The 25,240-nt window shown below is 62.4% G+C and carries 19 protein-coding genes; 11 read left to right on the top strand and 8 right to left on the bottom strand.

Going from position 1 to position 25,240, the window contains the following annotated elements; all coding sequences use genetic code 11:
* The first annotated feature begins 94 nt into the window (after nt 1–94).
* The 3 genes from H5965_RS20170 to H5965_RS20180 all read left to right on the top strand — a co-directional run bounded on the left by H5965_RS20170 (nt 95) and on the right by H5965_RS20180 (nt 2,493).
* Entirely contained in the window at nt 95–475 is a 381-nt protein-coding gene (locus H5965_RS20170; protein WP_310972016.1) for an XRE family transcriptional regulator, read from the top strand.
* A 123-nt stretch (nt 476–598) separates the two neighbouring features.
* Nucleotides 599–2,146, top strand: a complete 1,548-nt coding sequence (locus H5965_RS20175; RefSeq protein WP_310971582.1) for a transcriptional regulator — start codon at nt 599–601, stop codon at nt 2,144–2,146.
* Nucleotides 2,143–2,493, top strand: a complete 351-nt coding sequence (locus H5965_RS20180) for a signal peptidase I (RefSeq protein ID WP_310971583.1) — start codon at nt 2,143–2,145, stop codon at nt 2,491–2,493. The genes H5965_RS20175 and H5965_RS20180 overlap by 4 nt, the downstream gene beginning before the upstream one ends.
* Here H5965_RS20180 and H5965_RS20185 read toward each other — a convergent pair.
* Entirely contained in the window at nt 2,482–3,951 is a 1,470-nt protein-coding gene (locus H5965_RS20185) for a helix-turn-helix transcriptional regulator (RefSeq protein WP_310971584.1), read from the bottom strand. The two genes, H5965_RS20180 and H5965_RS20185, sit on opposite strands and share 12 nt — an antisense overlap.
* A gap of 168 nt (nt 3,952–4,119) precedes the next feature.
* Between H5965_RS20185 and H5965_RS20190 the strand changes: the two genes are divergently transcribed.
* From H5965_RS20190 to H5965_RS20215, 6 genes are all read left to right on the top strand, one after another.
* Nucleotides 4,120–4,569, top strand: coding sequence for a hypothetical protein (locus H5965_RS20190; protein WP_310971585.1), 450 nt, complete (start codon nt 4,120–4,122; stop codon nt 4,567–4,569).
* Nucleotides 4,566–4,811, top strand: a complete 246-nt coding sequence (locus H5965_RS20195; RefSeq protein ID WP_310971586.1) for a hypothetical protein — start codon at nt 4,566–4,568, stop codon at nt 4,809–4,811. Before H5965_RS20190 ends, H5965_RS20195 begins: the two co-directional genes overlap by 4 nt.
* Nucleotides 4,812–4,909: 98 nt before the next feature.
* Nucleotides 4,910–5,167, top strand: coding sequence for a hypothetical protein (locus tag H5965_RS20200; RefSeq protein ID WP_310972018.1), 258 nt, complete (start codon nt 4,910–4,912; stop codon nt 5,165–5,167).
* Between the two features lie 648 nt (nt 5,168–5,815).
* Complete coding sequence (locus H5965_RS20205; RefSeq protein ID WP_310971587.1) at nt 5,816–6,265, top strand: hypothetical protein; 450 nt, start codon at nt 5,816–5,818, stop codon at nt 6,263–6,265.
* Complete coding sequence (locus tag H5965_RS20210) at nt 6,262–8,058, top strand: DUF6575 domain-containing protein (RefSeq protein WP_310971588.1); 1,797 nt, start codon at nt 6,262–6,264, stop codon at nt 8,056–8,058. Before H5965_RS20205 ends, H5965_RS20210 begins: the two co-directional genes overlap by 4 nt.
* Before the next feature lie 575 nt (nt 8,059–8,633).
* Entirely contained in the window at nt 8,634–9,602 is a 969-nt protein-coding gene (locus H5965_RS20215) for a hypothetical protein (RefSeq protein WP_310971589.1), read from the top strand.
* Between the two features lie 77 nt (nt 9,603–9,679).
* Here the strand turns inward: H5965_RS20215 and H5965_RS20220 are convergent, their stop codons facing one another.
* The 5 genes from H5965_RS20220 to H5965_RS20240 all read right to left on the bottom strand — a co-directional run bounded on the left by H5965_RS20220 (nt 9,680) and on the right by H5965_RS20240 (nt 19,205).
* Entirely contained in the window at nt 9,680–10,045 is a 366-nt protein-coding gene (locus H5965_RS20220; protein ID WP_310972020.1) for a transposase, read from the bottom strand.
* A gap of 289 nt (nt 10,046–10,334) precedes the next feature.
* Nucleotides 10,335–13,442, bottom strand: coding sequence for an N-6 DNA methylase (locus H5965_RS20225; protein ID WP_310971590.1), 3,108 nt, complete (start codon nt 13,440–13,442; stop codon nt 10,335–10,337).
* 152 nt (nt 13,443–13,594) lie between these two features.
* Nucleotides 13,595–15,412, bottom strand: coding sequence for a recombinase family protein (locus tag H5965_RS20230; RefSeq protein WP_310971591.1), 1,818 nt, complete (start codon nt 15,410–15,412; stop codon nt 13,595–13,597).
* Between the two features lie 908 nt (nt 15,413–16,320).
* Nucleotides 16,321–17,466: a hypothetical protein gene (locus H5965_RS20235; protein ID WP_310971592.1), complete on the bottom strand. Its 1,146-nt coding sequence runs from the start codon at nt 17,464–17,466 to the stop codon at nt 16,321–16,323.
* On the bottom strand, nt 17,463–19,205 hold the full coding sequence (locus H5965_RS20240; protein WP_310971593.1) for a translation initiation factor IF-2 N-terminal domain-containing protein: 1,743 nt from the start codon (nt 19,203–19,205) through the stop codon (nt 17,463–17,465). Before H5965_RS20240 ends, H5965_RS20235 begins: the two co-directional genes overlap by 4 nt.
* A gap of 739 nt (nt 19,206–19,944) precedes the next feature.
* On the opposite strand from H5965_RS20240, the gene H5965_RS20245 reads away from it, so the two are divergent.
* Entirely contained in the window at nt 19,945–21,351 is a 1,407-nt protein-coding gene (locus H5965_RS20245; protein ID WP_310971594.1) for a nucleotidyl transferase AbiEii/AbiGii toxin family protein, read from the top strand.
* A 1,004-nt stretch (nt 21,352–22,355) separates the two neighbouring features.
* Here the strand turns inward: H5965_RS20245 and H5965_RS20250 are convergent.
* Together H5965_RS20250 and H5965_RS20255 are read right to left on the bottom strand one after the other, a co-directional pair.
* Nucleotides 22,356–23,462: a Gfo/Idh/MocA family oxidoreductase gene (locus H5965_RS20250; RefSeq protein ID WP_310971595.1), complete on the bottom strand. Its 1,107-nt coding sequence runs from the start codon at nt 23,460–23,462 to the stop codon at nt 22,356–22,358.
* Nucleotides 23,463–23,502: 40 nt separating this feature from the next.
* Complete coding sequence (locus H5965_RS20255; protein WP_310971596.1) at nt 23,503–24,111, bottom strand: TetR/AcrR family transcriptional regulator; 609 nt, start codon at nt 24,109–24,111, stop codon at nt 23,503–23,505.
* Nucleotides 24,112–24,207: 96 nt separating this feature from the next.
* On the opposite strand from H5965_RS20255, the gene H5965_RS20260 reads away from it, so the two are divergent.
* A complete protein-coding gene (locus H5965_RS20260; RefSeq protein WP_310971597.1) occupies nt 24,208–25,179 on the top strand; it encodes an aldo/keto reductase in 972 nt (323 codons plus the stop codon).
* Nucleotides 25,180–25,240 lie beyond the last annotated feature (61 nt).

Raw genomic sequence — 25,240 nt, forward strand, 5'->3', positions numbered from 1 at the left:
TTTGCCCGACGCGCCGCAGGCAATGCGCTACGCGGCGCGGAGAAAGCTCGACGAACCGCTAATCTCGGCGCTGAGGCGGAGCGCGGAGGAATACGTGGCGGAGGACTGGGCGGCAGTCGCCAAGGCGATCAACATGCGCGTGAACGAACTCGGCTGGCGGCAACGCGAGCTGGCCGAGCGGTCGCACGTGTCGCAGGCGATCGTGCGCGAGCTCCAGCACCACACGGTGGAGCGTCGCCGAAGCGCGCGGACGCTCGAAGCCCTGTCCACGACCCTTGGCTGGCACCCGCAACATCTGCTGGCCGTGCTGCAGAACCGCACGCCGCCGCACCCGGACGAGCCAGCCGACGACGGCCATGAACTGTGGTCCCGGCTGGACGCGCTCGAACAGCGCCTGGCCGAGATCACCGACCGGCTGGAGGACGTCCAATCGAGCCTCGCGACCGTGGTCGAGCACGTGAAGCCGAAGCGTTAGCGACTTGGTGAATGAGGTGTTTTCCATGCCTCTAATTCAAGGCCGGAACGACGTCTCAACCCATGTACAAGCACTGCAGGACCACTGCACAACCACCGCAGATCAGCGACATTCGGGAGCGCGATGAGTCCGGCCGGGGGATGGACGGGGCGAACAGCGGTCGCATTGCAGTCGGCATTGCGGCTCAGTCAAGAGCGGTTCGCCGAACACCTCGGAATCAGCGCGCGCACGGTCGCGTCCTGGCACAAGAAACCGGATCTCCGGCCGCAGTCGGAGATGCAACAGGTTCTGGATACTGCCCATGAACGGGCGTCGGAGGCCGAGCGCATCCGCTTCGCCGAGCTGATCGGCGAGGGGCCGGCCGTCGACACGACGGAGGCCGACCGACGACTCGCGGCGGACCCTCACATCGGCGCGGGTCTCGAATGGCTCGATCGGCATGCCCACTGGGCGCCCGGCACCGCACGCCGCGCCGTCGCCGAGCGCGTCGCGAGCGTCGACATCCAAGACCTCCACGACCGCGGCACGCGACGCGGTTGGGTCAGCCAGCGCGACGTTGCGGAAGCGCTGGCCACCTACTACGGCAACCGGCTCGACGACCACGGCCTGTACACCGCTCAGTGCGGTGAGCTGACCATGAACACCAGCGTCCTGACCTGCGCAGACTGGCTGGACCTGGACTGTGAACTGCGCCAGCCGCACGACCGGTTCCGCGTTCCGAGCGCGCAGCCTGAAGCCGACCTGGACCTGGACGACCACGCCGCCGGCCGCGCTGTTCAGCGGCTCGCCGAGACGCTGTCCATGAACACCCGGCTGACGGACAGCCCGATCTACCGGCTGACGAGCACGGACATCCGTGAACACCAGCTCGGCGGGACGTTCGGGATGTCCCAGTTCGTGCACTACGCGCTGACGGTCGACTTGCTCGAAGGCGAGCTGGCGGACGCCGTGGCTACCGGCTCGAACGCCATGCCGCTCCGAGACCGTTACTTGCCGAACCTCCGGTCGGTGCTCGACGTCGGCGACCGCCTGTGTGCAGGTGGCGTGCTCGCGCTCACCGCGATCGCCCGGCCTGCCGACCCGTACCGCGGCGAGGCGGACTATCTGCTGTTGGTCCAGGAGCGGTCCGGTCACGTACTCAACGCGGCGCGTCGGCTCGCGGTGATCCCGAAGGGCTTCCACCAGCCCCTCACCGACGTCCGCCGGGACGCTCAGGTCGGCATGACGCTCCGCCGTGAGATGGAGGAGGAGTTGTTCGGCCGCCCGGACATCGACAACACCCTGGGCGACATGCTGGCAGCCGACCCGCTGCACCCGACCAAGCTTACCGAGCCGATGAACTGGCTCATGGCGGAGCCCGGCCGCCTGCGGATGGAGTGCACTGGGTTCGGTCTGAACCTCGTAAGCGGGAACTATGAGTTCGCCAGCCTGATCGTCATCGACGACGAAGAATTCTGGGCACGCTACGGGGGAGTGGTGGAAGCAAACTGGGAATCCGCGACTCTTCGTCAGTATTCGACTACCGACACAGAACTCGTCACCGAGTTGCTGGGTGATGTAGCGTGGAGCAACGAAGGATTGTTCGCTATGACGCAAGGGCTCCGGCGCCTCGCGGAAATCGGCGGAGAGCGTGTAAAACTGCCCGAGATCGAATGGGAGATCAGCCAGTGAGCGACGGTTGGACCGCCGGCAACGCCAACGAGGACGCGGCCGGGACGCGTGGCTGGCTGGTCGGACATTTCATCGACCCGTCGCAGGGTGTGCGCGCCTCCAAAGACGTGGAAGTCAAGTGGGCCAACCACCCTGTGGGCGACAAACGTCCTGAGTGGACGTCCGACGACCAACGGACCACGCTGGTGATGCTCGTCTCTGGAGAGTTCCGTGTCGAAGTCACCGGCGGTGGCAAGATCATGAATCGGCAGGGCGACTACGTGATGTGGGGTCCAGGGATTGACCATTCCTGGGAAGCATTGGCGGATTCGGTGGTTCTCACCGTCCGCTGGCCGTCAGCAACCTAATTCGACGGCGGGAATCCGCACTCGATCGCCGCCGATCTCGGCGAGCCGACGCAAGCCCTGGAGAAATGCGAACAATCCCTCATTGCTCCAGGTTTCGTCGCCGATCAGCTCGCTGATCAAGTCGCCATCCAGCGTCGAGTACTGCCGCAGCCCGGCGGCCTCCCAGTTCGCTTCGACGTCGCCACCGAACCGCGGCCAGAACTCCTCATCCTCGATCACGACCAGGCTGGCGAACTCATAGTTCCCGCTGACCAGGTTGAACCCGAACCCCGTGCACTCCATCCGCAGCCGGCCGGACTGCTCGGTGAGCCAACGCATCGGAGCAGACAGCCTGCTCGGGTGCATCGGATCGGCGGCTCGCTGCGTTCCGCTCGTTCGGTCGACGTCGACCCGCCCGAACAGCTCTTCTTCCAGTTCGCGCCGCAGCGTGACACCGATCCGCGCGTCGGCACGGTGGTTGGCAAGGGGTGCATGGAAGCTCTTCGGGATCACGGCCAGCCTGCGCGCAGCGTTCAGCACCTGTCCCGATCGTTCCTGGATCAGCAGTAGGTAGTCCGCCTCACTGCGGTACGGGTCGGCCGGCCGGGCGATCGCCGTCAAAGCGAGGACTCCACCGGCGCAAAGCCGTCCCTGAAGGTCGAGCGCGGCAGGTAGATCGGGCAGGTACCGGTCCCGGAGCGGCATCCGGTCGCGACCGGCCGCCAGGCTCTCAAGTAGCTCGCGCTCGAGAAGATCAACGCTCAGCGCGTACTCGACGAACGGCACCACGCTGACCTTGCCGCCGACCATCCCCGGTCGAACCTGCACGTCCGTGAGCCGATAGAGCGGCACGTCGGCGATACGTACGTCATGGGTCGCGGCTTCGGCCAGCCTGCGAACCGCGGCGGCTGCGTCAACCTGCTCGCGCGACGCCTCACCGTCGGCCGACAACGCCAGCTGGTCGCGCTCAAACGTCAAGGTGCAAGCCAAATCCAGCCACTCCGGTCGTGTCAGGACGCTGGTCGCGATCCCAACCGGCCCGCATCGCGCGGCGTACTGCGCATGACCAGGAACCGAATCGCCGTAGTAGCTCGCCAGGGTCTCAGCCACGAGACTTCGCCCGGCCGTAGCTACACCATGCGACCTCGCTGGCGCAGCCGATGCGACTCGCGTGCGCGTAGTTCCTGGGAGCCACCCGACGTGCCGATCCAGCCAGCCGAACGCAAGCTCAAGCCCCGACCGGGGCATTGGTGTTTCCTGGTGCAGGCGCAGACCGATCAGCTCGCGCAACTCGTCGGCGGAGCGGCCGAGCACCTTGGCCAGCTTCGGCCACTGGTAGGGCAGGGGCGCATACTCGCCAGCTTCCCACCGGATGACGGTCGACCGGTCGACGGACATCACCTCGGCGAGCTTCTCCTGAGTCAGCCCGGCCGCCTTACGAGCCGATACAAGCTCCTCCCGTCGACAAACACTGACCATCCGAACACCTCGCTCTGCTGACAGTGATCACAGCCTAGCAATCATACTGCCTGGTAGAGCGAACGACTGCCACATCTCCGCCCCGAAACACCGACGTTTGTGCTCTGGGCGTGAGCGGGTCCTCCGGCTTGGATGATTTCAACACTTCCGGCGACCAGGGGAGCGAACGTGACCAGCGGCGAACGCGGCTCGCGGCCTTCGCGCTTGTACGTGACCTGGCACCGCAGCGTGGCCGACAACCTGGACCACGCCGTCACCGACGAAGACCTTGCCGACGGCATCGCGCTCCAGACGGGCCGCTACTACTCGCTGTGCGGCCGCGAAGCGCTGTTCGACTCGTGCCTGGTACCTCCGGGTCGTCGGTGCGGTGCGTGCAACTTGCTGGTCCGGCTTCGCTCGACCCCGCCGACGACCGAACGCACGTGCCATAGGAAGCCGTCACGCTGGCGTCGCCTGTTCGGCCGCCTCCAGACTCCGGCCGCCCTGCCGCCGCGCCCGCCTCAACGCGTGCGGCTCATTCCCGAGCAGGGCGGCCGGACCAAGACGTCGGCGGGACCGGGCGGCGCCCCGACCGCGCCCGTTCCCGCCGATCACCATGCCTGGCGAGGCGCCCGATGACGGTTCGCCTGATCATCGCGCGCCCGTTGCCCGGCACGGTTGGCGAGTCTCGCCGCGTCGTCCACGTGTTCCCGGTCCCGGCGGAGGAGACCACGCCGGAGTGGCTGACCGCGTACTGCGGCGCTGCGTTCGGGCCTGGCGAGCTTGAGTTGCTGGAGCGGCCGGTCGGGATGCCCTGCGTGACCTGCCTCCACCGTGCACCGACCCCGGGAACTGCGGAACAGTCGGCGATCGAGCAATGACGTCAAGTCCTCAGCCGATCATGCCGGCCTTCCAACGCGAGCTTGACCCGCTGCTGCTCCTGCCGGTGCGGCTGTTCATCGCGTGCGTGCTGGCCGACATGCACTGGCGCGACGACGTCACTGTCCGGGGTGTGTTGCGTCTGAGCGAGCGAAAGTTCGCCCCCCATGTCGAGCGGCTGCGCGCCGCTGGATACGTGGAGACCCAAACCAGAGGACGTCGCGTAGAGCTCCGCCTCACGATGCTCGGGCTCGACCGGCTGACTGAGCACGTAAAGGCGCTCGACAAAGTCGCGCGCATAGCCGCCGAACTCGTATCGCGCGGCGCGCAGCACTCCAGCCACTCAACAAACTTGTGACGGGCGTTCCGCCGACGTTCCAAAGCCCTGCGCGGAGGAGCTGCAGAGACGGTTGTGACGGCCTTGAGTTGGGCCGTCCCAACCGTCACAAGTGACGTTTCCCCAGGTCGAGCAGCATTCGTCGCTGTCACAGCATGTGTGACGGCGTGACGCCTCGTGAGACGAGCTGTGACGGCTGGTCCACTCGCCGAGCTGGGGTTGCCGCTGATCACCTAGAGCCTCACAAGCTGGTCTCGCCTACCTCGCCGAGCATGCGCGCGGCTGGTGGTGAGCGCCGAGACCCGTCCGGCTGCTCCCTGCGCACGGCAAGTGACGAAACCTGGGAAGCCAGCGACCACCCCGGCCGGGCACAATAAGATGACGAAAAAAGATCACTAAAGTAAGAGGTCAATTGGGTGACGGTGACAGCCTTCGGCGATCATATGTCCCTTGCCCAGCGTTGACGTGGCGCTGACCTGCAAGACGTGCCATTCTTCTGCGGATCCAGCCCGAGTGGCCGATCGGGTGTGTGTGACCCGATCGGGGCTGTAAGCAGCTTGCTAAGCTGTCGGTAGGCGTAACGGCCATGTCCTGCACTACGACACATGAGAGCGCTAGATGAAACGGGAGCTTCTAGGAGAGTGTCGCGTGTTGGAGTCGGATAGGGCGATGTCCGGGGACGAGGTCCCTGTTGCAAGTTCGTTCGATTGGCGCGACGACATGCCGGACCAATGTCCGCCCAATCAAGCCCATTTTGGCGACGGTTCGGAGTTCTTCAGGTTTATTTCCAAAGGCGACGAGAAGGATCCGGTTTGCAAGAAAGACTTCGTTCTTCCTCGTGATATTCCAAGGAAAGAGCCGATCCCAGACGACAAGTTGTGTTCATTTTCTGCCCTGTCGGTGTTCAAGGATGCCGGCGATCTCGAACTCATGCGAGATTTTGTTCCCGGATTCAGGAAAAAGCGCGTAGCCAAGGGTGGGATATCCCCTCAACATGGGTTGATAATAAACTCGCCGCAACCTGCAGGGAAAAGCGAGCACATCATGCTATCGCATTACGATTGGTGGGTGCCGCTTGACGTGTTCCCAGAACGTTTCTTTGAGGTCGTGGCGATATGAGCGATGTGCCGCCCGTGGGGACCGAGTTGGGTACCCTTTCTATCGATGATATTTTTGTCGACTATGATGGGCCAAAACTATTTACGTGTGCAGATGAGGCGGGCCACGTCTATTTGGCCGTGTTTGTGGACGAAGACGAAGACGTTGAATTGTATCTTTACTGTGCTATATCACGCCAGTCGGTTGAGTTGCTTAGGCATGGTGATGTTTCGATTCGCGAAATGATCGAACATCCTCTGGGGGGCAACGTTTGGCTTGTAGAGCGCTCACTTACGACTCCTAAAGGCGCGATTAGGCGCTTGAGGCCTGATGAGATTCCATTGGACTGGTATCCCGATGAGGGTGCCCGGCTTAGTAGCCCTCGCGCGGCAGTGGTCGAAGATACGTCCGATATTGGCACACTGTGGACATTTGGTGGCGACAACTCGGGTGTGACGATTGCCTTGCAGTCTGGCGTCCGAGGTCACGATTCGGATGCAGTGACTGTCAATCTTTCCGTTGGCGAAGACCTCGTTGTTGATTCGATGGCAAACGACCGTGTGAACTCCGGCACATCGACAGACGCCCAAGAAGTGCTGAGGCGCCTGGTGGAGACTTGGCCATTCTTGGAGTGGGAAGAATCGACCCCATGGGGGTCTCTGGCGGATGACCTGGATGATATATTTGCTAGGGCTGACGCAGAAGAAAAGTATAACAAGAACAGAAATGGCGATGGGTCCGTTAGGGAATCTCGTGATTTCCTAGATCGCCACAACTTGTCGAGAATCTTTGCGAGTGAAGCCACGCGGACTCTCGCTGTTCGGCGCGGCTCTTACTTTGCCATCAGAAATGCTGTCGGCATGTGGGAAGTTCCGGCTGGGGATCTTCTTGGCGTACTAGAGCAGCTGGGCAATACTCTCCTTCGGATTGCTGAAAAAAACTCTAGTAATCCCACGCTCCGGGCCGCTTGGCAGCAAAAGCGATCATTGTCGACAAGTAGAATGGCTGAAATATCGACGGGTATCGACTGGTCGGACTTGAATGAGATTCAACAAAGGCTTGACGATCCAGATCTTTGGGTTTCCCAGGATGATCCTTCGAAAAACGAACTATTCGCGGCTGCGAGAATGTCCTCCGCACTTGACTCGGAGGAGATTGCGGACATTGTTCGAGCTGTCATGTCAAGTAATAGAGGTAGTCGCGACGCGCTAGACAGTGCATCCGATAATATGTTGAGTTCGTTGAATCTGGGAGCTGTACATTACGAAGTTGGCTATGAATTAGCCGACCGATTCCGGCGATATCTAGATTTAGATCCTTCTGAGCCAATAAACCCGGAGGAGTGGCTCCTTTCGTTGGGGGTCGAAATTCGTTCATTCTCTCTTGCTTCTGTAATTGATGCGGTTGCCGTTTGGGGCCCGTTGCATGGACCCTGCATTGTAGTAAATGACGAGGGGCTGCACTCTCAGAGTCTGGCTGGTCGACGTATTACCCTTGCGCATGAACTGTGCCATCTCCTGATAGATCGAAGGGGCTCACTTCCGCTTGTCGAAGTTCTCGGTGGCCGCGTTCTCGAGTCTGCGGAGGCGCGAGCTAGGGCGTTCGCGGCAGAGCTTTTGTTGCCACGAGAGGTTGCCGGTGCGGCATTCGCCAATTCTTCTGAGCCGCTCCGAAAGTTTGTCGATGCAATCAGTAAGGAATACGTAGTAAGTCGAGAAGTCGTTGCCTGGCAGATCAGAAACTCGTCGGTGGTAATCCCTGTTGCGGATCGATCCAAACTGCGGAGCTACGTGACTCGACCTGATTCGTATTAGTTGCGATGTTTAGGAGGGTCAGGTCGCGAACTAGTTTGTCGGCTCCAGGTGTTGCCGCCCCATCGAGAAGAACGCGCGCTGGCCGCAGTTACGGACCCCACGGCAAGGCCGAGGTCACCATGTGGTGCGCGGCTAATGGGATCGAGCTGGTCTACACCCACCGCATCCTGGTTGAACTGGATTCGGACACTCAATTACCCCCATAGAACCGCGCTGCGCGGGCAGGTCAGAGTAAACATCAGCTGGCCGCCGCAGGTCCTGTCGATCGTGGCAAGTGCGGATGGTGCGACGCTTGCCCTGACTTCTCCGAGTCGGGTCGCCACCCAGTGCGAGTCCAGCCGGCGGCCGCACGGCTGACATTGCTTGAGACCTGCCAGCACGTACGTCCTGGCATAGCCGTGCTGGGTGGCGGGCGGGCCGCGCGCCATGCCCTGGACCGCCAGGAACGTCGCCTCGTCCACGGGCGCCGGCTGGCGTCCTGCCCAGCCGTGTGCCCAGTGAGCATCCCCGCTACCCGCAAACTCGCGATAGCAAGGCAGTCGAGTTTGCGGGTGCGTCCCAGGTACAATAGCTAGGTGGGGCGCACAGGCGAATCATCGGATCAGGGTAGAAATGACAAGTTGGACTCGGAAGAGTTTTATTCTCGATTTCCGCACAAGCAGACACATCCGCCCATTGGAAAGTTTCGGCGATATCCAAGAATAAGCAAATCTAGCACCGAAGATCTGATGTCTGCCCTAAATCAGGTCTGGTATCCCGACGCCTATGGTCACGAGTTTGCCCGGTACAAGCTTATGAGGGCCGTTGCTGCACCTTGTTATTTCTTTCTTATTGGATATTTGCTGGTGTTACAAGAGGGGTTCTCGCTGACGCAAAAACTTGATCTGATTGAAAAAATCTTGTTGTCCTTAATGGCGGCCGTAATTGTTCGCGGCGTATGGCTGTCAAGGGTCGGCGGCTCGAAGCGTCGCTTCTTTCGTGCTATCGGTGTGGCCCTGCGCTCGCTAGAGGTGGGCGCTGAACAGGCGACTCGGAATAAGGGAAATCTGGGTTGGCTTCGATTTAAGCCACTGCATGAGGGCAGTTTAGTCGAAGCCCTTAATTTTACTGGGGTGGCTGCTCGTGGTCTATTCACTTCATTGCAAAGAAGTCGATGGACCTGGCAGTCGCCCCCAATGGTTGCTGAACGCGCAGTGCGGTTATCGAGTCCTCTGATCGATGTAGAAATTGTTGATGACCTGGATATTACCTTATCGGGCGTCGATCCGATCAAGTGGCTTCTGCTTTACGGGTTCCTGTATGACGTCGCTGCCGTTGTTGCTATACGGCGAGAAGATTTGATTCCTGCGGTGCGTTCCCTGTACTCCGAACTGCCTGCCAGGCGTGAAAGTGGAAATGAGTCAAAAGCTAGAGATCTTCGTTACCTCGATCCCATGCACGAGCGTAGTCGCTGGGAGGTAGTGAAAGACTATGTTCTGCCTTTGTCGTCCTGGCTCAGTCTGTCAGTCTCAGTTGTTGCACTTGTTATTGCCATCAATAAATAGGCGTGCACCTGGCTTAACCTCCACTCGCTTGGGTAAGTTGCAACCGTGTAGATAGTGAGCAAGATCGTCTCGGACACTCAATTACCCCATAGAGCCGCGCGTAGCGGCCAGGTCACAGTAACAGTAGCTGGTCGTCTACGTCTCAACTGTCGTGGCAAGTGCGGGTTGCGGGCTGCATGCTGATGCGCCCGCGCGATGGTGGAATCCACGCTGACATCCCACGTGATCCGCCCCTCGGCCTCGGCCCGGGCCTGCAACGCGGTCAGAATCTGCTGCCAGACACCCGCGCGTTGCCAGCGTCGGAACATCCCGTAAACCGCTGACCTGGACCCATACCCGAGCGGCATGTCCCGCCATGGCGCACCGGTGCGCACTCGCCGCCGGATCCCGTCGATCAACTGCCGTCTGCTCCACAACGACGGGCGACCCGGCCGCGATGGCACGGACAACAACGGCCCCCAGGCCTGCCCGCTGCTCGTCGGTCAGGTCGAACCGCCTCGTCACCGCTAGGGTGTCCACGAGGTCTCCGGTGGTGTTCAGGTTCTTCTTGGTCGACCAACCAACTACCGGAGACCTCACCCATGTCGGCAGCCGACACGCCCAACACCAGCTCAACCAGCCCGAGACGACTTCGATACAGACCCTAGGCGTGCCCGAGATGCCGTCGCCCTCCCGCCAGAGCGTCGCCTCTCCTGGTGTAACCACACTAATGGGCGAGCGCGAGACTTGTACTCACGTCGCGATCAAACTGCGAACTAGCTGATCGATCTCGCCCGCCGTAGCATGCCTACTCAGGAAATCCCGCACTCGTCGGCGCAGTGCGACAAAGCCGGCGTCGGCCATTGATAGAGAGGAAATTTCGTTGGTTAAGTCTGTGCCAACTTGAACGAGTCTTTGATGCACAGTGTCTTTTGGGTCGTATCTTGGTATCGGCAATCTCCACAAATACTTGTCGATATGCCGTTCGTCTTTGCCGTAGGACATTAATGGTCTGACCAATTCGGTGACAGCCGGGCTATTGATTATTGTGCAGAGATAGAAACCCTCGTCGCGTGTGGCTACGGAACTCCAGTAGAGCGTGTGGTCTACAATGGAATAGCCGTCGTCGACCAGGGCGGCTGCAACGTGCATGCCCGCCTTGCCGTATACAACGCGGAACTGTGCGGTCGGCAACTGGTTTGTCAACCCGCGGCGGAAATCTAGGCGCTCGGTCAAGCTGAGTCGGTCGCTGGTCCGGTACTTTTCCCAAGTCTCCACCGCGCGCTCCCACCACTCAGCAAGTCCTGGGTAGTAGTCGATTCTCGAATCGGTGCCGTCAACTAGAGAATCGCCAATTATGGGAAGTACGGTTTCTCGGTAGTCAAGAACTCGGAAAGGTACAATGGTCTCGCCAAGCAGCGTAGGTCGAACGAATTCGACTTCGACGACGCCTTCCAAACGGCGCAAATCGCGCCATGGCGGCTTCTCGTAGCTGCTGGCTCCTGAACGTACCGCCTGTCGTCCGCCGCCGAGTCCCAACGGCCCTGCCGAATCTGTTTCCACCATGAAGAGCACTCTGGGTACGATGGTGGCACCCTCGGCGAACTGGGCCGCGTACGGGGAGCGTTCGGCTTCCTCGTGCCCGTCGACGAGGCGCGCATCGGTGCGAGTTATGTGACTGCTAACAGCGCGCCAGGATCCTCCGTTCTTAGGTAGAACGCCAGACCAACATTGCGCGGTCCTCGGCAGAGACTTGCGGCTAGCGTAGCCTGCGCGACGGCCAAAGATGACGCAGCTTCCGCGGGGAAAGAAATGTGGGCGGAGCCGCCGTAAGTCCCACGGCTTGCTGAAAGCGACGGCGGTTGGTTCGACTTTGTCCTCGTACCAACCTGAGCGGAATCCGTCAAAGTAGTCGCGGTCGAGTGCGGCATTGGGTAGTACAAAACCGAACGTCCCATGAACGTTCAAGTACTGCTGTACGGTGCGAGCGACGAATAATGCAGACAAATCTTGGTGTGTCGCAACTTGTTTGCTATGCCACAGTCCGCGCTCCTTCGAGAGCTGTTGAAAAAGTGCCTGCATCTCTGGTGGCATGTTCCGGTATGACAGCCACGGTGGGTTGCCGATCAGGACATCAACGCGGTTGTCTGGCATTGCTAGCCATACTGGGCGGGCGAGATTTCGAATGTAGTAGTTCCAGATATGGTTGCGATCCTCGTCGTGCAGGCGACACATCACGGCGAAGGTCTCTGTGATCATCGGGCGGTCCTCTGGTGCTACTGCAAGTCGTCGAAACAGGGCGGTAAGTGATGGCACGGTACCGGGATCACGTGGCTTGGCTGCTAGGCTGGCAAGGCTAGAAACCAGTCGATCGAAATGTGCAGCGTCTGTTAATAACTTCTCGGGAAATCGCAGGATATCCTCATATAGAGATGCACCGTAGCCTGCGCTAATTTTGAGGTGTTCCTCGGTGAATAGGTCGAGTCTTTCGCGCCACTGCATACTGTCACCAAGGTACACAGGTATGGTCACTGAGCCGCGATCTGACCTGATCAAACGCTCGTGTCCGATCGCTAGCAGGTAGGTCACGCGGGCTAGCGCGACTGCGACCGGATGTAGATCAATCCCGATTACCTGGGACGAGAGGCTCGTGAGAGCTGCCGCGAGCGGCGTTCCGTCTCTTTCTGCTGCGTCTAGGTATTTTCGTACAGCGTGGAATAGAAAAGTTCCCGAACCGCAAGCGGGGTCAAGTACACGTTGACTGAGTGGGTCTCGAACACACGTCTCCACAATGCGCTCGGCTAGCCAGTCCGGCGTGTAATACTCGCCCATTCGCTTGCGTGTGTCGCGTCCAATTATGGACTCATAAAGAACCTTGAGGACATCGTGTTGTACCTCAGACCAATCAAATCGTGCTACTCGGCGTGCTAGGCTGCGGATAAAAGCACTGCCGCCTGGAACCTCGATTGTCCAGTCGAAGAAATCTGGTTCGACTACGCCAAGAATTTGCGCACGGTCGAAACGCTGGCCGCTTAGGATTGTGGCGGGCTCAAGGTCAAGTACGTCAAGGCCGGCAACTAGATGGGCGATCACGTCTGCGGTGTTCATCAAGAGGGTGTGCTCGATGAAGAGATCGTCATCATCGATGAACTGAGTGCCGAGCGCGCTGCGGAGTAACTGCGCCCAAAGTTGTCGTTTGAGTGCAACCGTCGGAGTCTCTGCGTGCTCGGCATACAAAACGGCTAAGGCTGCTCGGTCAACAGCGTGCGCCGAGCTTTCAGCGCCGAGACGGCGTCCGATCTCGGACTGTGTTGGTGTCACTCCCCTTCCGGTGGCGAGCACGCCTTCAAGCCAGAAGAACAATGCCATGGCGTTGGGTCGAGTTGCCGCGATGGTGTGCCGGGTAATTTCGACCAGTTGGCCGGCGGCTAAGTGGTATGCCCGCCACTGAGCACCGTCGGTCAGGACGCCTAGGTAGTGTTGGCCGCTACGTTCTGTTCGACTCCTCACGTATCCAGCTAACTGCTGAACGGCATTCTTTATCATCCCTGGTCGAGCGAGGCTCCTTTTGACTTCGATGACTACGCAGCCGAGTTCGATGTCGATGCGCCGACCGTCGCCGACTGCTGTCTCTAGCTCAACGTCTAGATCTTGGTCAGTTAGGCCGAAATTTGCTGTCAGTAGCAACTGTCGGATATCGGCTTGCAACGTTGCTTCGCTACGAGCTCTATCCTGACCGGCTATCCGACGCAGCAAAACCTTGAGTTCTGGCGGAAATAGCTCGTCGTCGCTGGAGCGTTCTTGCGGTCGCTCTGCGATGGCGTCCCTTGCTTCGCTGTGGCTACGCTCCGCTTTGGCCATGCTGATCAGTCTGAGACGTGACCTTTGACGTACGCATCCGTCCAATGGGCGACACGAGGCCTCGTTCGCCCTACGTGAGTTTGCCATGCGTAGCGGATGTCGGCTGAAGGTACCTCTTTTGCCCTATTGATCGGCGACCTTCGAGATGCTAATCATTGTGCGGGCAGGAGAATTACATGGTTGAGATTTATTGGATCGCTGCCGTCCTGTGAGCGTCTGCTGACTGAGGCGACCGGTGGCTGTGTCTGCGCGAGGTTTGGAGGACTCTCTTGGCTGGCGAAGAATACTAGCCGAGTGGCAGCCGTGTAGATAGTGAGCAAGATCGTCCTCGGACACTTACCATAACCCCACCAGTGCGGATCGAGATTAGCCTCGATCTGCACTTGTCGTTTACCGGGGTAGTAGGTGGCTTGCAGCTGGAGCTGGCGGTAGACCTCCCGTTTGCGGATCGGGTCGGCCGCGCTCAGCACCTTCGTGACGTCACCCAGCCGCTCGACAAGTTCGCGGATCTGGTCTTTGGTCAGCCGCTGCTGCTTCGGTCGCACCCTGACGCGCGCCTTCGCTTCAGCTCGTCGAGCCTGGGTCTCGGTGATCCATCCGGTGACAAGTTGCACGTCGGCTCCGGCTTCGAGCGCGGCGCGGTGTCGCTCCAGCGCGCGGTCGCAATCGGCGATGACCTTGTCGGCGGCTGCGGCGGCGGGATGGACGTCGAGGTCCGGTTGCGCGGCGCAGAGGGCGTCGATGGTGTCGTGCAGCCGGTGCGGGGCGAAACTGGTCGCGAGCCAGCTATCGATGGGACCGAGCAGATCGCGCTCGGCGAGATAGACGTTGCGGGGATGTTCGGTCTTGTTCGCCAGGCCGTATTCGGTGGGGTAGCGGCAGCGGTAGAACGGCCGTTCGTGGTTGCGCTGGCCCTGCATCCGGCGGCTGCAGACCCCGCAGTGCAGCAGGCCGCTGAGGACGTAGGGGTGGCGGGTGCGGGTCCGTTCCCGTGTCTTGCGGCCGGCGCCCTTGGCGGCGGCGATCTCCTGGGCCTGCTGGAAGGTCTCGACGTCGATGATCGGTTCGTGGACGATCTGCTCGGAGAAGATCCACTTGTCGCGGGCGTTCCAGCGCATCTTGATTTCATGGCCAAGCCCGACGTCTTCGACGTCGATCAAGACCTCGTCTTTGCGCTGCTTGTTCCAGACCTGCCGCCCGGTGTAGCGGGGATTGGTCAGGATGACCCCGACCGCGCCCTTGGCCCACGCGACCCCGGTCCGGTGCCGGTTGCGGGCGGGGTCGTTGCTCGAGGGGGAGAGGATGCCGTCCTGGGTGAGCGCTTCGGCGATGGCGAACTTCCCGCGGCCGCCGATGTACTCGGCGTAGATCCGCTGCACGACCGACGCGGTGGCGGGGTCGGGTTCGAGCCGATGCAACCGTTTGCCTTCAGCGGCCTTGGCCGGATTGGGGTGCGGCCCGGCGTCGGCGAGCTGGTACCCGTAGGGCGGCCGGCCACCGAGAAAGCGGCCTTCGACGGAGGCTTGGGCGGCCATGGCAGCGCGGACGCGGATCTTGATCCGGTTGCGTTCGCCCTTGCTCATCCCGCCGAAGACGGACATGACGAGATCGTGGGCTTCGGACTCCGGCTCGATAGCGCCGCCGACCTCGGGCACCCACAGCCCGACGCCGTAGTGGACCAGCACGGGAAAAGTCAGACTGTACTGGTTGCCATAGAACGCGCGCTGTGGCTCGCCGATGACGACGGCATCGAACCCGCGGTCAGGATCGCGCATCGCCGCAAGCAACCGGATCGCCTCAGGCCGACGCTTCCAGGGGATCGACCGGGACTGTCCTATGTCGAAGAACTCGGCGACGATCTCGCCGTGCTTGTCGACCAGGGCCTTCGCCCGGGCTAGCTGCCAGTTCCGGGATGCTTCCGGATCCTGCTGGTCCTCGGTGGAGACCCGGCCGTAGAACGCGAACCGCATGATCAGGCCGCCATCTCTGCGTTGAGCAGCAGCCGCAGCAGAGCCCCCGCAGCGCCGTTCGACAACTGCGGCGGAGACGCCGGCAGCAGCACCGTCAGTGCGTCGTCGGTGGGCCGCTGACCAGATCGAGGCCGGCTACCCGCCGAGTCTTGTCGCCTCGGCGGTCGCGAACGGCGCGGCTTTCCGCTTGATCGCGGTGAGGTGTTCGGAGTATTCGTCATATCCATCTCAGGGTCTGGTCGGTGCGCACGGATCGTCCACGACACCGTCGTAGCGGACAGAGCGGAAGTACCCGCTCAGGTCGACTTCGCCGGCGCGTCTCACCGACCAACTCCGCTCACGAAGCTACAGGGAGACGCCACGAGACCAAGTTGTAAGGGTCATCTGGCTCGATGGCGCCGCCGTCTGAAGCTGGCTGGTGGCCCGGCCGGAAGCGTCGCCGTTTCGTCGCCATCCAGCCACCAAGCCCTCTGCTCCTCGACGACATCCTGAGCCTCTGACCTGCGTGTTCAGGCGGTCTGAGGGAGCCTTCGCTACCCGGTGACCTCTTCCGTATCAGGGAAGTGCGGCATATGGATCCACCAGGTAAAACGTGTACTTCCGCAGGTCGTTGGCTTCTGTTCTTCCCCGTAGGGGTAGCTTCGGCGTTGATACATCAGGTTGCCGTCGCCGGGTGATCGCCACAGCACAGTCGGTGCCTCAAGCCGGAGTGCGAGCCGTCGCCCCGCGGCCAGAGGGCCAGTTGTGGCGCGACGAGCAGCAGGCCGGAGGCCACCGCGACCGCGCAGCTGTCGAGTACTTCGACGAGACCGGATCAGTGCGTGTCGCCGGTATGTCGATAACGCACGGGGAGAAACGAGTTCGTCCAGGGCTGAAGCGCAGCCAAAGTGGGGATCACCGTCAGTCTGTCAGAATAGCGTTGTCCTGACGCGGTTGACCCACATGCCGACCTTTGCTCGGTCGCCTTTCTTGAGCAGGCGCATGTGTGAGAGCCTGTTGCGGATCGGCAGGATGTCTTGTGCGAAGTGCTTCCAGTTGAGCTCGTCCCAGGAGAGTCCGTTGAACCGACGTGACTGGACCACTTCGAGAAGCTCGCCCAAGCTGAGCCATTCGATCGGATCGCGTAGATCGGAGATGCTGATTGCGGTCACGTTCACGTCGTGGCGTGCGCGCTCCAGTACCTTGGCCGCTATCGACTCGTTGAAGAGGTTCTTGCGCCACTTCGCGTCCGATGCGGCGAGCGCTGCGTCTCGCAGCACTCTGCGGATTGTCCGTTCGATCAGCCAGAGTCCTTCGGCCACGGCGGGCAGATCCGCCTGAGGGCCGACCGTCGCGGCGATCACGTCCGCGACGGCGTTCCGGAACATCCAGAACGGTCCTGGAGCGACGAACGTGACCGCGCCGTCAACGACGCGGGCGAGCCCGGCGCCGCGAAGGGCTTCCGCTACGTCCGGCTCGATCTCGGTGATGAAGCCGGCCTGGTGGCCTGCTTCGAAGAGAGCGAAGTCCAGTTCGGTCAGGACGTTAACACCGAGCTCGCTCAGAGTCTGTCGCAACAGGAGCTTGACGTCGGGTTGATCGCCGAGACCGACAGTGGGGAGTAGTGAAGCCGACTGCGGCGCTTCTTCCCCGCACTCGTGCGGGCCGAGCAGTGGAAGGCAGTGCCAGGAGGCGTCGGCTAGTAGGTTACTGCCAGCGACGGGAGCGAACGCGATCTTCGGCGATCGTGAGACCAGGCAGACGTCGATGTCTTCGTCGCGGAGCGCGTTAACGCGCTCACGCAGAGCTCCGAGCGTGGTGCCGCCAGCCTTGCCGTCGTATGCGAATGCCTCGAGGTTGTCCAGGACGACGGGACCCGTAGGCTCGATCGGATCCGTCGTTGCGGCGAACTCGGCCGCGTTGAGGCGAGTACCCCCGAGAGCGTCCAGCAATGGCTCGCGGAGTACCTGGAAGCCGGCGCCCAATTGGATGAAGACAAGCTTGAAGCGCTTGAGCTTGGTGCGCCGGATCTCAGTGGCCCGGCTGCGGGCGGCGGAAAGGATCAGATCGGTCATAGCAGCTGCAGCACCGGGGTCAGTTCGTAGGAGTTGTCGATTTCTTGGACGAGGCCGAGGCTGATCAGGTGGCCGAGTGCGAGCGGAACGTCATCGGCGACGACCGGGAACTCGTCGGGCTCCTCAGCCAGAATTTCGAGGAGGAATGCCTCGTCTGGGTAGTAACGCTTGATGTGATCAAGCATCTCGCGCATGTTCCCGGCGATCTGGCGTCGCCACGAGTTGACCGTTCGCAGAACGAGAGGCTTCTTGATCTCCCTGTGGAACGTGTCGATCGGGAGCTCCTGCACCACAGCGGAGGCGAGGTGACGGTACAGGAAGGCATGTCCGCCAGTCGCCTCGAACAGCGCGTCCAATGCTCCGTCGTCGATAGTGATGCCCATTTTCTGGCCGACGGACTTCGCGAGGTCATCGGCCTCGTAGCGCTCGAACGGAGCGAGGAAGTTCGCTTTTGCCCAGGAGAACAGTGGGTTCGGGCGTCCATACAGTCGACCGCTCTCGATGATCGCACTGGTCAGACCTGAAAGCAGGAACGTGAAGTTGTCGGTTTCCTGCACGAGGCTGCGGAGGCCACCCAACAGCTGGGCGATCGAGGCCATGTCCCCTTCATGCACGTCGATCCGGTCGGATGGTGTGAGGTATTCGATCTCATCGAGCATCAGGACGATCGTGATATCGCTGTCCGAGAGTTTGCGTAGGGTTGACTGAAAGGCCCTCTTGAAGTCGGAAATGCTGGGATTTGGGTCTAAATTCGCGAGGGCGTGCGTACGGAGCTTGCGCTGCCGGAGCTCGGTCAGTAGATCGTCGACTAGGTCACGGAGCAGGATGGGTACCGGGTCTTCAGGAGGTGATGGGAGACTCTCGAGGTCCCTGAGGAGAAAGATCGTTTCCGGGCCGGAGAGGTTCTTTCGCAGTTCTGTCATGACGCTGGTCTTGCCGGCCTTTCGAAGTCCGAAGAGGCCCGCGACTCGCTGGTTCCGGATGTCGTCGCGCAGCGTCTGGAGAAGGCGGCGCCTGCCGAAGAACCGATCTCCTTGGACCGGGGTTGTCTCGTAGAAGAGGTCACGAGAGAAGATGTAGTCGCGCAGGAGCTTGATGAACGCAATGGGGTCGTCGTCTGGCAAACTCAACGGAATAGCCAGGAAGTTCCCCGACGACCAGTCATCAAGCTTTTCCCGTAGGCGGTGATCGGGCGACCAGATGAACATGATGTCGGGGGTGACCTCCCGTTGCAGGCCGATCAAAGCCTGCTTGGCGGCGCGGAACGTTCTGATCTGCAGGTCCGCGTGCGGGCTGTAGAAGAAGAACACCTCTCGGGTCAAGCCAAATGCGTTCTCGATCGCCCCGCTGAACCGAACGAGGGCGAAGCCGCAGTCCTCGAACCTGGGCACGCGTCCGGTCACGGAATAGACGAACTGGGAGCCGAAGCGCGCGAGGACGGCTTGGTGGTCTTCGACGATCGGGAAGTGCAACTTGAGGCGATCGAGGTTGCGGAGGGTGTCGGGGTGCGTCGGCGGCCTGACGGCACCGACGTTCCAGGTGACGGCGCGCGGCGTGGTAGACCCGGCCTCGGTGGCTGCGTCGTACTGACCGAACGACTCCTTCAACCGGGTTACGGTCGCGGCTTCCACCAGGCTCGACGCGCTGCGCGCCGGGGCACCCATTTCAGCGAGTCTTGTCATGACCCGCTGTGAGGACATGTTCAAGGATTTGGCCAGTTCCCAGACCCGGAGCGGCACGCTTTGTCTCCTCTGCTGTTCCGCGGAGCTGATGATGTTACCCGGAGCGTGACGGTTAGTCGTGTGCCTCAGCGCGTGTCGCCCGCCCGGGTGACGGGCTCAGGAAGGAATGTGACAAAAAGTGGTCAAATCGTGGTCCTCTTGTCCCTGTTAATCGGAGGGTTCTTGGTTCGAGTCCAAGCGGGGGAGCAAAGCTCAGGTCACCGACCTGGGCTTTTTTGCTACCCGGGAGTAGGGGCGATTTAGTGTCTATCTTGACGACTGTCCAGTTATCGATCGTCGTCCAGATGGGCCGGTTCGTTGATGGCGGCGCGGGGGCGTCCGTTGGCTTCCCTCGCTACTGACCGACGGCATGGGCGGGTGTGCAGCCTTGGAAGCTCGGAGCACGGTGTTGGCGGCGGAAGTACCTGCCCGTTCCGACGTGGGCCGCCCAAGTCGGCCAGCGTGTCACGGCGAGGGCCTCTGACCTGAATCTTTAGGCGGCGTCGGACGCTAGCGTGGCCCAACGACCTCCTCCGTGTCAGGGAAGTGCGGCGCCTGGTCCGACCAGGCGAAACGTGTAACTCCGCAGCTCGCGGGCGTTTGTCCTCTCCGCAGGGCAGCTTCAGAGCTGATGTCTCAAGTCGCCGTCGCCAAACGATCGCCAGATGGACCCAGCTTGTCGCTGCAGAGCACGTGCACTGACCACGTCGAACGGCGTCCTGAGGGGCGGGGGCGGAGCGTCAGCATACTTGCGGGCGTGTTCTCCGTGTCGAGGATTAGCGTGCGGGATCCAGCCGATGCGGCCGCTGCTGCCGAATCCGTCGAGCGCCGCATCTGCGCTGGGCCACCCCGCGTGGGGAAAGTCGGTACCGTGCGTGGACAATTGGTGGCGAATGGGCCGTGCAGTCAGGAGGTTTTCCAGGTGATCGACCGGGATGAAATCGACGCCGCCGGGAAGCAACTCGGGGTCCATGCTGTCAACGTGCAGCGCGATTATCTGTACGGGTGGCTGCTGGCCGGCCTCTACGGCAATGAAACGTTGACGAGTGACCGGCTCGTTCTCAAGGGTGGAAACGCGTTCCGCAAGGGCTACTTCGCCAACACCAGGTTCTCGGGTGACCTCGACTTCGCCGCACCGACCGGGTTGCGTCCGGACCAGTTCCTCGAGACGTTGAACAACGTATGCCGGATGATCCAGGCGCGCACGGGCGTCGAGTTCGACTTGGACCGAAACGCGCAAACGGGGCGGCGCGCCATCGACGCCAGTAAGACCGTGCATAAGTTCGCGTTGTACTTCGAGGACTTCTACGGCAAGCCAGGCAAGATGTCGATCGCGCTGCGCATGGACGTCACCGAGTTCGGACGCCTCTATCTGCCGATTCAACAACGCGACCTCATTCATCCCTACTCCGACCAGGCGGACTGTGCGGCCAAACTTGCGGTCGTCAGCCTCGAGGAAGCTCTGGCTGACAAGCTCAAGTGCTTGTTGCAGCGACAGATGTCCAATGACTTGTTCGACCTGGTCTACTCGATCTTCGTGAACAATGACGTCGCAGTGGACAAGAAGCAGGTCGTGGCCACTTTTCTGCGTAAGACGATCTTCGAGCCCAGTCCGCAGGCCGCGCTCAGGCTGTTGCTGGCGGTGCCGTTCGAGATCATGCGTGGCTACTGGAACAAGATCGTCTGTGTCGCTTCCAGTCGCATGGAGTTCACGGCCGCTGTCGAGGCGTTCAAGGAGGAAATGCGGTCACTGTTCTCAACGTTCCGATATGGCGAGCACAACCAGCTCGCATTCTTTCCTCCTGAACTGCGTACGCCGATCATGCGTGCCGGGCAGGAACAGACCCTGCTCGATATCACGTACGACGGTGCATCCCGGCTCGTTGAGCCGTACTCTCTCGAGTTTAAATGGCGCAAGGATGGCAGTGGCCAGGAGTACCTCTACGTATGGGATCAAACTGGCGGTCGGTCCGGGCCTGGCATCAAGAGCCTTTTTAACTGGAAGATCACAGCGTTGGAGAACACTGAGGTCAAGTTCGAGCCGAGGTTCGAGATCGAACTCGCCAAGGCAGGTGAATACGGTCAAAGCACCACGTTCGCGGCCCAACGGCTGCGCGGTCGGCGCGTGGCAACGGCTAGCACACGTGGGCGGGCCCGGCGCTGATTCCGCTCGTGCTCATTGTGAGCAAGATATCGTCCGGACCAGCCTCGACGAGTGGGCCGTCCGCCGGAACTGTCGCCGGCAGCGGCCTGGCGAAGAGCGTCAGTACCACGATATCCGGGCGACTGGGCGGTATGGAGCCGAAGAGCACGCTGGCGTCGCCGCGCTGCAGATGGTGGCACCACCTCCGTCGCCGACGTCTGGTGGCGGCGGAAACACAGCGGAGCGGGCCTGGAGGACGCGCACCAACACGGTCGACTCGAACCGCGTTCGAGCTGGTAGGTGTAGGCGATTCGAAGCGCCTGCTGCGGGTCGCCGGCCTCGGCGCGGGGCGTTGCGATCGCGTTCAAACGGACCGAGGAACTCCAGGCGGTACAGATCACTGACCCTCTCACTGCCAGTGAGGTGTGCAAGGCCTGTTGACCTGCGGTTTTGGTGAGTCCGCAGGCCAGCTGGGGCAGTTGCGGCAGTTGAACGAACTTCAGCGCGGTTGAGTGCGGTTCTGGAAGGGGCTTTGCCCCAGTTGTGCCCCAGTAAAATTAGTGAGAGAAATGACCGCGCTCGTATCGAACACCTGACGCCCATGACGCCGCCCTGGCGGTGCTGGACGCCTGGCAGAGCGTCGTCACCAAAGCCGAGGCCGAAGAGCAAAAGGCTGTTCAGCAGCGAAAGCAGACTGCGACGACAACGCCCGGGACCGCGAAGCAGTCAACTGCTCAGTAACCAGGACTGTGTAATGCTGTTCACCGGCACCAAGCCGATCAAGAGCGGTTGAGAGCCCACGTGCAGCACATTCCTCAGGGCGACCCCAACCTCGGCCGGTGCGTGGGCCCGAGCAACCCAACTTCGTGGCCGACCTTCGAGTCGGGTTCACGAACTATGTGACGTCCGGCGATGACCAGGGCGAAGACCCGAGGCTCGGCGAGACGACTCCGGCCCAGGCGCGCCTGTGCGCTACCGGGATCGGAATCGCGTTCGGTGTGACGGTGTTGTTCTTGATTTCCTTGTCAGAGGCCGGGGAGAGACACTCGTCGTCCTTCGGCAGCGGATCGGCCGATCGCGTCCAGGAGCCGGTGACGTTTGACGGCGTGGCTGAAGTCCGGGGCGGTCGCGGTGCCGCGGGTGAGATCGTCGCGGACCGCCGCGTATGCGTGCGCCAAGGTGTGAATCGGTGTTCCGGCCAGCTGGGGGTAATCGTCGTAGCCGTCGGGCAAGGTCAGCTCCGACAGCCGGGCGCGACCGCGTGACCCGCGTACCGTGACCGGGCCGAGGTGCGGGTACCCGCCGGCGGCGGTGACCTCGAGGGTTCCCTCGGTGCCGTCGACCAGAAGAGAGAACCCAGGTCCCGACAGCGTTCCGCCGCGGTGATGGACGGAGAGAACGGCTCCGCCCGGCAACGTGCCCGAGACGGCGATCTGATCCTCGGCCGTCATCGGGACCGTCCGGCCGGTGCGGTCCAAAGGGACGAGCGGTCGCCGGACCGCTGTCGAAGCGACTACGTCCTGCAACTCGCCGACGATCATGGACACCAGGTCGATGGTGTGCCCGAAGGCGATGGTGAGCATCGTGGCCCCGAGTGCGCGGTCGAGCGTGTACCGCATGCGCTCCGAGACGGGGGTGCCCCACTCGACCGATGACGCCAGCACCGTCGCGGACAGCACCTTTCCCACGTATCCGCCGGTGACGAGGTCGGCCAGCCAGCGGGCGGTGGGGGAGGAACGCCCTTGGAGCCCGACGAAGGTCCGCGTCCCGCTGGCGGCTTGGTGCATTTCTTCGGCCTCGGCCAGATCGACGGCGAGCGGCCACTCGCTGAGCACCGGTACTCCCGCCGCCAGCACGGGCAAAATCAGCTCGCGATGCCTGGGCACCTTGACCGCGACGACCACCAGGTCGACGTTCTCGTCGTCGGCGAGCTGCTCGACCGACGCGTAGCCGGGCACCACGAACGCGGCGCCGGCCGCGACCGCCGAGGCTTCGGAACTCGTCGCCAGAGCGGTCAGTTCCATGCCGTCGACGGCCGAAAGCGCGGGCAGGTGTGCTCCGGCCGCCCATCCTCCCGACGCGCTCAGGCCCACGATCCCGACACCGGTCGGCCGTCTTTCGCGTTCTCCCACCGCTTTCCTTCCGGATTCGTTCGTCAGATGAGGTGCGGGGCTACTGGCCCGGCCAGGCGAGCAGCGCCGTGGCGACGATCTCGTCGAGTTCGTCGGTCCCCAGGCCGTTCGCGGCTTGGACCGCGATGCCGAATCCCATCGTCATGACGAACCGGGCGAGACGCCTCGGATCGGCGTCCGGCCCGAGGTCGCCCTCGTCGACAGCACGCCGGAAGCGCTCCTCGAGCCGTACGCCCGCATCGTTGCGCCAGTCGAGGAGCACGTCGTGTGCCGGGCGGCCCTGCTCGCTCAGCGCCAGTGCGCCCTGAACGGACAGGCAGCCGGCGGGGGCGCCGGGCGATGTGGTGGTCCGGACGGCTCCCCGGAGGAATGCCTCGGCCACCGCTCGTGCGGTGGGCTCGTGCAGGGCGCGCGTCGCGTAGGAGGCCGGCCCCTGGGCGTAGCGCTCCACGGCTTTGCGGAAGAGCTGCTCCTTGTTGCCGAACGCGGCATACATGCTCGACTTGGTGATTCCCATGGCGCCGGTCAGATCCGTCAGGCTCGTGCCGTCGTACCCCCGGGCCCAGAACACCTGCATGGCGCGCTCGAGCGCCTCGTCGAGGTCGAACTCCCTGGGGCGGCCGAACGCCGCGCTCCGCGAACCACTCATGACCCAGACTTTAGTACCGATCGGTCCTGATGTGCTAGCGTTCTGTACCGATCGGAACTTAAGTAGCCGACCTCACCTCAGGAAGAGGACATCACCATGCAAACCACGTCACTCGGAGGACTGAAGGTCTCCCGCATCGGTCTCGGCGCGATGGGAATGTCAGCCTTCTACACCGGAGCCGGCCGGCTGAACGACCAGTCGATCCGCACGATCCGGCACGCCCTGGACCTCGGCGTCACCCACCTCGACACCGCCGAGGTCTACGGCCCCTTCGTCAACGAAGAGCTGGTCGGCCACGCCGTCAAGGGGCGCCGGGACGAAGTCGTCCTGGCCACAAAGTTCGGCCTCGTCTCGCACACCGGGCGCCCCGGTCCGGACAGCACGCCGGCCGGCATCCGGATCGCCGTCGAGGGATCGCTGCGGCGCCTGGGCACCGACCACATCGACCTCTATTACCAGCACCGCGTCGATCCGGACACCCCGATCGAGGACACCGTCGGAGCCCTGGCCGGCCTGGTCGCCGAGGGCAAGGTCCGCCACATCGGCCTGTCCGAGGCAGGCCCCACGACGATCCGGCGCGCGCACGCCGTGCACCCGATCGCCGCGGTGCAATCCGAGTACTCGCTGTGGACCCGCGACCTCGAAACGGAGGTGCTGCCGGTCCTGCGCGAGCTCGGGATCGGCCTGGTCCCGTACTCGCCGCTCGGCCACGGGTTCCTCACCGGCACCATCCGCTCGCTGGACGGCCTCGACGCCGACGATTGGCGCCGCACCAACCCGCGGTTCACCGGCGGCAACCTCGAACTCAACCTGCGCATCGTCGACGAGGTCAACGCGGTCGCCGCCGAAGCCGAGGCCACCCCCGCGCAGGTCGCCCTGGCCTGGCTGCTCGCCCAGGGCGACGACATCGCCCCCATCCCCGGCACCACCCGCATCGACCGGCTCGAGGAAAACACCGCCGCCGACGGCATCGGGCTCACCGACGACCACGTCGCCCGGCTGAACAACCTGGAGTCTGCCGTCGGTGACCGCTACGACGAAGCCAACATGGCTGCCCTCGACCGCTGAGCGACAGCGAACTCGCGCATTCGCCGACCAACCGATCGGCCCGGGGCCGATCACACTTTCA

It is taken from the genome of Amycolatopsis sp. 505 (assembly GCF_031625235.1).
Classification (GTDB): Bacteria; Actinomycetota; Actinomycetes; order Mycobacteriales; family Pseudonocardiaceae; genus Amycolatopsis.